This window comes from Bacillus sp. TE8-1 (assembly GCF_008368855.1).
GTDB classification, from domain to species: Bacteria; Bacillota; Bacilli; order Bacillales; family Bacillaceae_G; genus Bacillus_A; species Bacillus_A cereus.
Genome location: NZ_QPET01000014.1, coordinates 722,906 through 732,712, shown reverse-complemented (window position 1 = coordinate 732,712; position 9,807 = coordinate 722,906). Strand labels below are relative to the sequence as shown.

The following is a 9,807-nucleotide window of genomic DNA, read 5'->3' as shown; positions in this document are numbered from 1 at the left end:
CGTTTCTTTTGCAAGTACTTTAATTTGTGTTACGTTTGATACGTGGGCAATACCTGTAACAGGACGCTCTTCTACATCCTGCCCTTTTGTAGCACCATCGTATGCTGCAATAAGAGTACCTTCACTATCAGAATACGTAGAACGTACACGAAGTGGCACTTTTGCATGCATCGCAATTTCAACTGCACGTGGATGAACGACTTTCGCACCTTGATAAGCCATGTTACAAATTTCGTTATACGTTACAGTTTGAAGATGACGTGCATCTTTTACAATACGAGGATCCGCAGTCATAACACCTTCTACATCAGTGAATATATCGATGTATTCAGCATGAAGTGCAACACCTAATGCTGAAGCTGAAGTATCACTACCTCCGCGTCCAAGTGTTGTCGTATCACCTTTTTTCGTTTGCCCTTGGAATCCTGTAACGACGATTACATCTACATTTTCTAACTCTTCATGTATACGATCGCAATTCATTTCAATAATCTTTGCATTCGTAAAGTCATCATTCGTTACAAAACCAGCTTGTGCACCATTTAATGCTGCTGCTTTTATACCGTTCTCATTCAACATATTAGAGAAAACAATTGCAGAGATTAACTCTCCGCACGATAATAATAAATCTTGCTCACGTTTAGAAATAGTAGATTCCTCTTGATTTACAAGACTTAATAACGTATCCGTTGCATATGGTTCACCTTTACGGCCCATAGCAGATACGACAGTAACTACTTTATAACCAGCAGCTAATGATTTTTTTATATGATGAAGCGCATGCTTACGTCCATTGTCATCACGTACTGATGTGCCACCAAATTTTTGAACAATTATTTTCATATTTTGCACCTTCTCTTAGCCGTTTACACTAATTGTAATTTTACTAAGCGCTCTGCAATTTGAACAGAATTCCATGCAGCGCCTTTTAATAAGTTATCAGATACGACCCAAAGATGGAATCCTTTATCGTTATTTAAATCTTTACGGATTCTTCCAACGAATACTTCGTTTTTACCTACTGCAGTAGCTGGCATTGGATATAACTGCTCTTCTGGATTATCTTGCAGAACAATACCTTCCGCATTTGCAAGTAAGCTCTTTAATTCTGCTACTGTTACGCCTTCTTTTTCTACTTCGATGTAAACAGACTCAGAGTGTCCTGATACAACTGGTAAACGTACACATGTTGCCGCTACTTCTAATTCAGGCATATGCATAATTTTTTTCGTTTCGTTAATCATTTTCATTTCTTCAAACGTAAATCCATTATCTTGGAATTTATCAATCTGTGGAATCGCATTAAAAGCAATTGGGAAATGCTTCTTATCACCTGATACAGGAAGAACATTTGCCTTAACTTCTTCGCCATTTAAGATTGCTTGTGATTGTTCATGCAGTTCTTCAATAGCTGCCGCACCAGCACCTGATACAGCTTGATATGTGGAAACGATTACTCGTTTTAAACCATATTGCTGACGAACTGGCTCAAGAGCTACTACCATTTGAATTGTAGAACAGTTTGGATTTGCAATAATACCATTATGTTCTTTTAAGTCGTTTTCATTTACTTCAGGTACAACAAGTGGCACGTTTTCTGTCATACGGAATGCACTTGTATTATCAACAACAATCGCACCGCGTTTTGCTGCTTCTGGCGCTAATTGTTTCGATACAGATCCACCAGCACTAAATAGTGCAATATCTACTCCTTCAAAGCTTTCAGGAGTTGCCTCTTGAACTGTAAATTCTTCGCCTTTAAATACAAGTTTCTTACCTGCAGATCGTTTAGATGAAAGTAACGTTAATTTCCCGATTGGAAATTCTCGTTTCTCTAAAGTATTTAACATTTGTTCACCAACTGCGCCGGTTGCTCCAACTACAGCGACATGAAAAGTTTTTTGCTTTTCCATCACTATGCCCCTTTCTAGATACCAATCCTTCTATAACTTAGAATCAGAAGGAGTATACAATACCCCTTCTAATCTTAATAACGTTAATTTTATCATATTCTACAGTAAGAATGATGGTTTCATCAAAAATTGTCCGTTTTTTTTCGTTTTTTAATTCATATATCTGAATTTTTCTACGACCACCGGTTGCAATTGCTTTCCTTGCAGCGCTTCTAATACTGTATCTTCCAGTAACTCCATACGAGCTACCATTGAGTTCGGTTTTTTCTCTGGCGCATCTTGACCGAATGGGACGAAGTAGATGTTTTTTGTTGCCATTAGGCGCATGAGGTTGACGCCAACAGGGTGATAACACAAGAAGGATTTTTTTATTTCTTCTATTATATATAGAAATCATGTTTTGTTAAATTGTTATAATTTTATATGGAAGAAAAATTTTCTAAGCATAAAGTATTCATTTTATTATTTCATAAACAATCCCTACATCTTTGTTTTTTGATATAATAATACAGTTATTAACATTAACTAGGAGGAACATTCTTTGAAAAAATTAATTATTGCAGGACTATCAATAGGACTTTTAGCTGGATGTGGTTCTACAGATAGCAAGAGTGAAGCTAAAGACAATACAGCACAAAGTAGCACATCAGAAACTAATAATAAAAAAACAAGTAAGCATCCTTTCCCTAAAGATGCCACACCAGTTGGAGAAGGAAAGATAAAAGTTAGTACACCAGCAGGAAACTCTGAAAATGGAAATGCGCCAGTTTTATTTGCAAATAATAATGATTTAATGCTGCATCTTGGTATAGATTATGCTAACTTCCAAGGAGACAAACAAACATTTGTTTATGTTGATAAGATTTTCAAAGAAACATTACAAGTCGCAGAATTAACTCAAACGTCAATTATTTTAAGTGAAGATACATTAAAACCAGGGTTACATACAGTTACAGCAGTTCAATTCGAAAATGATGATCCAAAAGGTAAAGTCTTAAATTTCATTGAGGCTAAATACGAAGTTAAAGAGAAGAAATAATACATATTTAATTTATTATTTGATTCAGTGGGCATCTCCATGAAGGTTTTACGCTCTACATTTAAAACTTTTCGTTTAGTAGGTTTAATTGTAAAACCAGTACTTAAAGCATTATCTAAAAGTAAATTTTATTATAAAAATAAAAATCCCCTTCTGCATATAGATGCCTAAGGGGATTTTTTACTTATTCTACAGACATTGAATATAGATACAGAAATATATATCCATTTCGCACACTATAAATTTTTTTCATTTCCAAGCATGTATATCATATTCTTCATTAATACAATAAATAAATTCAACGGTAAAGATTAAAATTTATATATCTTATTCATGTAATTTATGTTATGTTTCCATATGTTAATTAATTACAATTCTTTTAAAAGGAGTATACATAATGGAAGCAAAAAGACTTATAACGTTAGCTTTACCTATCATGTTGTTATCAGCTTGTACAACAGAGACATATGGACTTACTCAATCAGAGTTTAGACAGGTAGACAAAGAGTTTAAAGCAGATAAAATGATAGAAGATATGAAAAAAATGCATTATAGTGATGAAGAGATTGAAAAACAACTAAGAGGTGCATTAGCAACTATTACGGCTAAGCAAGAAGAAACGAAAAAAAAGTCTACACCGAAAAAAGACATACAATTAGACTCATACAGTAAAGAAACGAAAACAGATACAGACAAACAATCCTCTGATAAAGACGATACAGAAGGTTTTCCTACAGATAATATAGATAAGAAAGAAAAGAGTACAAATAAATTATCCGAAAAAGAATATGTCAATCGTGCATTTGAGTTACGTTTAGACTTACAACAAGAAATAGATAGTATAAAAGCAAAAGCTAAATCAATGATGGAAGATGGTGAATCAATTACAAAGCCTACAATAGATGCCATTACGGATACGAGACTTGTATTGGATGATTTAGAAAGCATGAATGCACCGAAAAAGTATGAAGAGCAGCAGGAGTACCTCATTAAAGAAGCTGTAACAAAGAGTAGAGAAGGATTAAATAGAGTAGAAGAAGATATTAGAAAGTTCGGCGACGGTAGAATTGGTACTGTAAGACTAAAAGAAGTACTAGAAAAAGGTATGAACGATGTAAACTACGGACCTCGTTTGTTGGAAACCTTATTCGAAGATTTTGAAGCAGATTATCCTGGGGCAAAACAGAAAGCAATGGATAAGAAACAGAAAGAAAAGAAAGACTCTGATGAAGGGACTGTTAATATCTCTGCAAACGGTAAAGAGTTAGTAGCTGATTGGGGTACATATCGAAATGGTGAATTTAATCTAGGTTTTGACTTAAAGAAAGATGGTTCTTTCCTCATGTATGAGAGTGAAAACAAGGAAGAGCGTAATCAAACTCATATGATAGGTGAATGGAAGTATGACGGGATTAAGAAAGAAATTACCTTCAAGTATAAGAAGTTTATAGAGCATGGCTCAGAGAAAGAAGGTATAGACTTACCACCATATGCGGAATTCAAGGTATTATCCTTTAACGGTGATACATTTGAAATGATGGAATTAGAAAGTGAAGTAGTAATGAAAGCAAGGAAACGCTAAAGAAGCTAGTAAACTGTATAAAAACGTAAACAATAGAGTATAAAGGGAATCTACAAAATAGGAAGTAAAGGGGTAGGAGAAATGAAAAACAAGAAACTAATATGTTTAGCACTTCCAATCATGTTATCAGCGATAGGTTGTTCAAATAATGACATAGAAAAAGAAAAGAAAACTGATAACTTACAAGTAGCAGAGTCAGAAAAAAAAACTGAAACAAGATCTGATAAGGATGTTATAAAATCGTTAAATGAAGAAGTAGATAAACTACATAAAGAAAAGGACGAGTTAGAAAAGAAGATACAAGATGAAAAAGCTAGTAAAGAAAAAATAAGTAAAGAGAAAGACGAGTTAGAGAAGAAAATACAAGATGAAGAAACTAGTAAAAAAGAAGTAAGCAAAGAGAAAGATGTAATTAAAAAGGAAGACAAGATAGAAGACAATACGAGATTCAGTACTATAAAAGAGTATCAAGAGACAGTGTATAAACTTGCTAATAAGTTTGAATCTGAATTACGTGCAACGAAACCAATAATTGAAAAAGATAAAACACTATTGACAAATAAAGACGAATTAAAAGCGCAGTATGATAAAGTACAAGTACAAGCTGACAAGATAAAATCTCTTCACCCACCTAAGGAGTACACAGATTTACAAATCGGACTGATAGATTCCTTAACAATATATCAAAAGGCAGTAGCCGGCATGTTTTCAGGCTTAGACGAAAGGGATAAAGAAAAGGTTAAAGGGTATGAACAATCTGTAATGGATGGTTTGGCATACTTTAAAGATTCACTAAACGCAATAAAAGAAATAAAGGAATAAGATATGTCCTTTAATTTAAGGGGAGCATCTTCATGAAAGTTGTACGCTCTATATTTAAAGGCTTTCGTTTAATAGGTTTAATTGTAAAGCCAGTACTTAAAGCATTATCTAAAAGTAAATTTTAAATCTCATAAAAATTAAGATCCCCTTCTGCATATGAATGCATCAGGGGATCTTTTTCAATTTATTCTATTCGTTCTACAGACAGTACTCATAGATAAATAAGAAACGGTGTATATTTACCCTAACATTTATAAAGATGAAAATCAATATATAATTATCTACATATAGAACCAGATAATAATTTTTGTTCATAAAACTATTCTTTTCTATGAAATATTTAGTATATGCATAGACTTCATTTGCCGTTACATAGTATCCCTTTGCTATTGTGTAATTTATATGTGGCATCATTATTAATATGCAACATTGCATATTAATACAATATATATAAATGTTGTAATTTACATTTAACCCCTGTAAAATTTAGGGTGTAAAAACCATTATAGGAGATGTGATTATGAAGAAAATTTTAACTTCACTTATGCTAATTGGATTAGTAGTATTTGGTTTTATTTTACCAAGCAATAATGCAAGTGCAGCTGAAAACACGCCACTTGTCGACAAAGTGCAAATTACTAACATCGGAAACAATGAGTATATCGACTATGGGCAAGGTAAAAAGTATCGAGTTTATGCATATAAAAACACAACATTCAAAGGATATGCATATGACGCAAATGGACAAGCAGTACCTGCTGGTACAACTTTTTACATTTACTTCGATGGCGTACTAAATTTTGCTAAAAAAGATATTTTATGTACTGTAGGAGCAAATGGTGCATTTGAAGGTTCAGTGGAAATGCCTAGTGGTAAGGGAAATTATTCTTTCTGGGCTTCAAGATCAACACACTACTACGATATTGTGACTCTTGGTTATTACAATGGTCCTAACAAAACTAATCCGATTTCAAAAGCAAATGAAAAAACAGTTTATCATTACGCTCAGGGAGTATATCATCCATAAAAAAGAGCCAGCCTATAAGCTGGCCTTTTTTTATTTTATAGAAATATAGACGTTATAAGTCGTAATGTAGTACGTTTTTCCTTTTAAATCGTGTTCTTTATATTGCACGGATGCTTTCGGTTTAAATACTCGGTTTAGATATGATGAATTAGTAAATATAAATTAAAAGAAGCCACCCAACAGGATAGCTTTCAATGTTTATTTTTTAATGTACTCGTACCACCAGTTTCTTTCATCCATCCAAGCTGTAATCTTATCAAGCTCTCCATTAAGTAGTACTTCAGTTTGTAAGTAAGCTAAACCAGTTAATGGATCAGAGACAACCTTCCCTTTTGTTCCACGCTCATTCATAGCGTTTACGACTTCCTGAACCAATGAAATTCCAAAACCACCAGATTTAACATACTGATAGCCGCCATTGGCAATAGCTTGTTCTGGTTGTTTTTCTCCTGTAAACCAAGATAATGATTTACTGCCAATCAATTGGTTCAAATCACACTTACCGATACCAGGTACATTACCTGTCTCTGTGTATTGCCAAATATCGCATGGATAAGCTGGCTTGTTGCCGCCATAACGAGGAATCCAAACAAAATCAGCTTTTACATTTGCCATACCAAACGGAGCATACATATGATGACCAACGTATAAACCAACTTTCTGAGCACCTAATCGGCGTAGTTCATCAATAAATGCTTGTGTGCCCGCTCTCATATCATTCATTGTTTTTACTTCAACATCTGCAACCCAGACTGTCGCGCTCTTGTCTCCACGGTTCCAGAAGTCACGAGCTTCTATTCGTGCATCATTTTCAGAAACGAAACGACAGAATGCATAGTTACCAAAAGGAATACCATGTTGCTTCATGGCTTGTATATATCCTTTATACAATGGATCTACATAATTTGAACCATCTTGTACACGAGCGATGATGAAATCAATGTATTGCTTTGCTATAGGCCAGTTAATGTCACCATTCCATTTTGAAATATCAATAATTTGTCCCATTACTTAACATCTCCTTTTCTATCTTCTTGTTTTTGTTTACCGCCTAAAATCTCAACTGCATTTGTTAAAGCTTGTGGAAGCGGAATACCCATTCGTCCGGCATTTTCTAGAAGTGAAAGTAATTCATTACCCATGAAAAAGAAAATTGTTGCTTCACGAATAGCACTGTTACTTCCTAACGCTGCATCTAATTGAGCTGCCGCTCCGACCAAAAGAAAAAGCACCACCTTTTTGGCGATGCCTTTGAAACCAACTTTACTTTTTAATTCTCCGTTATACCCTGCTGCAATCATGCCAGTTAGATAATCAATAACTGCCATCGTTACTAAGATTTTCAATGTTGCATCCCAACCTCCCAAGAAATACCCACAAAAGCCACCAAATGTAGCAATAAATGCTTTCATTAATACATCAATACGATCCATCTTTCCATCTCCTTATTTATAATAAAAAAGAGAGACGCTTGTCCCTCTTTTCTCAAAAACTATTAAATTGTATTAATCAAATTAAGTTTAATTATCTGCTTTATCAAGATCATCCGATAATTTCTTTAAAATATCACGTGCTTCTTTCTTCTCTTCATCTGTTAATTTAGCATTTTTACTCTTTGCTTCCAACGATTTAAGTACTTCCATGTATGTACTATCTTTAGTGCATACAGTGTCTGTATAAGAGTCGCCAATAGCTACTACTGAAAAATACGTTTTGTCAGGACCAAAGTAAGTTACTTCTGGAACATATCCCGGCAAGTATAAAGTGCCATCTTTACCAATGATTATAGTATCATTAGTAGAACCAGGATGAAATAATGAAAATGGCATCTTCCATTTTAGCGTTCCATCGGGATTTACTGCGTATAATGCTTGTTTTGAATTAACATAAACTACACCATTTTTATCTATTACTGGTGAGTTCCCAACCCCTCCATCCGATAAAGTTTTCCACTTCAATGTGTAGTCTTGATTATATGCAGCTAGCGAGCCATCTCCAGTTATATATATTGTCCCATCCTTCGAAGAGATTGTAGAAGCAGCTATTGAACGCATCTTATCTGGCTTCCACTGCTTTATTAGATTTCCGTCTTTATCAAAAACATGGATAATAGATCCACCATTTATATATAATTCATTATTTAATCCTAGAGAAAAACCAGGGTTGCCCCCATCCCCCCTAGCCTTTTTATTCCATAATTCTTTGCCACTTTTATCATGGGCATATAGAAAATAGTTTTCGCCACTTGAAAGTAAAGTATAAATAATCCCATCTTTTGACATAAGCATAGAATTCTTACCACTAGTAGCTCCTTCAAACATCTTACTTGATTCCCATTTCTTTGATCCATTCGAATTATAAGCAGTTATTGATTTTGAATTATATACATAAATTGTACCTTCACTATCTATAATAGGTGTTAAGAAAGTATTTGCATCTTTAGCTTCCCATTTAATGGTACCATCAGGATTTAAAGCTGTTAGTTTTCTGTTTGTAACATAAATAGTTCCATCTTCCGCTATAACCGGTGTATTATTCGAATAGGCTACATCATCTTTAATCCATTTAATGGAACCATTAGGATTGAATGCATACAATTTCCCACTGGAGTTTCCAACATAAATCGTTCCATCACTTCCAATTGAGGGTGGTGCACTAAATACAGTAAAATCATCTTTTTTATAAAGCTTGTATTCCCATTTCACTTTGCCTGTTTCTGTTCCCGCATAAGGCGAGTTTTTATTCCAGTTATATCCAAATGGGGATTCAGCTTTTAAATCATACTTCCCTTGTTCAAATTGTTCACCTTGTACGCTCGTAGTTTCGGCTTTGGTCATTGAATTAGGGTGTACCCCTACCATTAATGCAAACAGAAGCATCATTAACATAAATTTCTTTTTCATAATATACCTCCTAAATGAAACATTAAATTATACGATAATAAAATCATATTTATTATATATTATAATTAATAATTTAAATACTTAAAAACTAATATAAACAAAAATAAAAAAAGACCAGCTATTGCTGCTCCTGCTCTGTTTGCGTATTATTTTCATTAGTTGGTTTTGGTGGTTCTTGTGGTGGATAAGAACCGGTAAGCGATGTATAACAATCCATGCAAATGTGCTTCTTCGCAAATCCCATATCTAGTTCATATAGACGTGCTCCACGTTTACAGATCTCGCATCTTGTTGCGATTCTAAAGCTTATAGTTCCATCAAGTTCCCTCCATACCTCGACTTTATTCATGCCATTTGAAAGCCCCGCATTATTTAATATATTAATAGGGATGTTTACAAAAATTCCAGCTTCAGATCTTTCCAGCTCTACTAAATATCCCATAAACGGCGTTACATCTCCAGGTTGTGGAGGTGCAACCGGTGAATTTTGATTCTGATTCATATACTATTACTCCTTTCTT

General features: G+C 34.1%; 10 protein-coding genes and 1 pseudogene. 4 read left to right on the top strand and 7 right to left on the bottom strand.

Annotated features, from left to right (window positions below):
• From dapG to spoVFB, 3 genes and pseudogenes are all read right to left on the bottom strand, one after another.
• Positions 1-843 (bottom strand): aspartate kinase (gene dapG, locus DN404_RS15715; protein ID WP_149215196.1); only part of this gene is annotated, 843 nt, incomplete at its 3' end.
• Positions 844-866: 23 nt separating this feature from the next.
• The gene (gene asd, locus DN404_RS15710) at positions 867-1,913 is read right to left on the bottom strand and encodes an aspartate-semialdehyde dehydrogenase (protein ID WP_000414846.1); all 1,047 of its coding nucleotides are present in this window, start codon (positions 1,911-1,913) and stop codon (positions 867-869) included.
• Positions 1,914-2,063: 150 nt separating this feature from the next.
• A pseudogene (spoVFB, locus tag DN404_RS15705) lies at positions 2,064-2,252 on the bottom strand (dipicolinate synthase subunit B); the annotation flags it as partial.
• A gap of 202 nt (positions 2,253-2,454) precedes the next feature.
• Between spoVFB and DN404_RS15700 the strand changes: the two are divergent.
• The 4 genes from DN404_RS15700 to DN404_RS15685 all read left to right on the top strand — a co-directional run bounded on the left by DN404_RS15700 (position 2,455) and on the right by DN404_RS15685 (position 6,383).
• Positions 2,455-2,952, top strand: coding sequence for a hypothetical protein (locus DN404_RS15700; protein ID WP_070179431.1), 498 nt, complete (start codon positions 2,455-2,457; stop codon positions 2,950-2,952).
• A 397-nt stretch (positions 2,953-3,349) separates the two neighbouring features.
• Positions 3,350-4,534, top strand: coding sequence for a DUF3994 domain-containing protein (locus DN404_RS15695; RefSeq protein WP_149215195.1), 1,185 nt, complete (start codon positions 3,350-3,352; stop codon positions 4,532-4,534).
• 81 nt (positions 4,535-4,615) lie between these two features.
• On the top strand, positions 4,616-5,356 hold the full coding sequence (locus DN404_RS15690) for a DUF7018 domain-containing (lipo)protein (RefSeq protein ID WP_149215194.1): 741 nt from the start codon (positions 4,616-4,618) through the stop codon (positions 5,354-5,356).
• Positions 5,357-5,876: 520 nt separating this feature from the next.
• Positions 5,877-6,383 carry a hypothetical protein gene (locus DN404_RS15685; protein ID WP_149215193.1) on the top strand — a complete coding sequence of 169 codons (507 nt, stop codon included), beginning with the start codon at positions 5,877-5,879 and terminating at the stop codon, positions 6,381-6,383.
• A 198-nt stretch (positions 6,384-6,581) separates the two neighbouring features.
• Here the strand turns inward: DN404_RS15685 and DN404_RS15680 are convergent, their stop codons facing one another.
• The 4 genes from DN404_RS15680 to DN404_RS15665 all read right to left on the bottom strand — a co-directional run bounded on the left by DN404_RS15680 (position 6,582) and on the right by DN404_RS15665 (position 9,788).
• Positions 6,582-7,391, bottom strand: coding sequence for a GH25 family lysozyme (locus DN404_RS15680; RefSeq protein ID WP_149215192.1), 810 nt, complete (start codon positions 7,389-7,391; stop codon positions 6,582-6,584).
• Positions 7,391-7,816: a phage holin family protein gene (locus DN404_RS15675; RefSeq protein WP_065703361.1), complete on the bottom strand. Its 426-nt coding sequence runs from the start codon at positions 7,814-7,816 to the stop codon at positions 7,391-7,393. The genes DN404_RS15680 and DN404_RS15675 overlap by 1 nt, the downstream gene beginning before the upstream one ends.
• An 87-nt stretch (positions 7,817-7,903) precedes the next feature.
• On the bottom strand, positions 7,904-9,286 hold the full coding sequence (locus DN404_RS15670; RefSeq protein ID WP_149215191.1) for an outer membrane protein assembly factor BamB family protein: 1,383 nt from the start codon (positions 9,284-9,286) through the stop codon (positions 7,904-7,906).
• A gap of 118 nt (positions 9,287-9,404) precedes the next feature.
• A complete protein-coding gene (locus DN404_RS15665) occupies positions 9,405-9,788 on the bottom strand; it encodes a hypothetical protein (RefSeq protein ID WP_149215190.1) in 384 nt (127 codons plus the stop codon).
• Between the last annotated feature and the right edge of the window lie 19 nt (positions 9,789-9,807).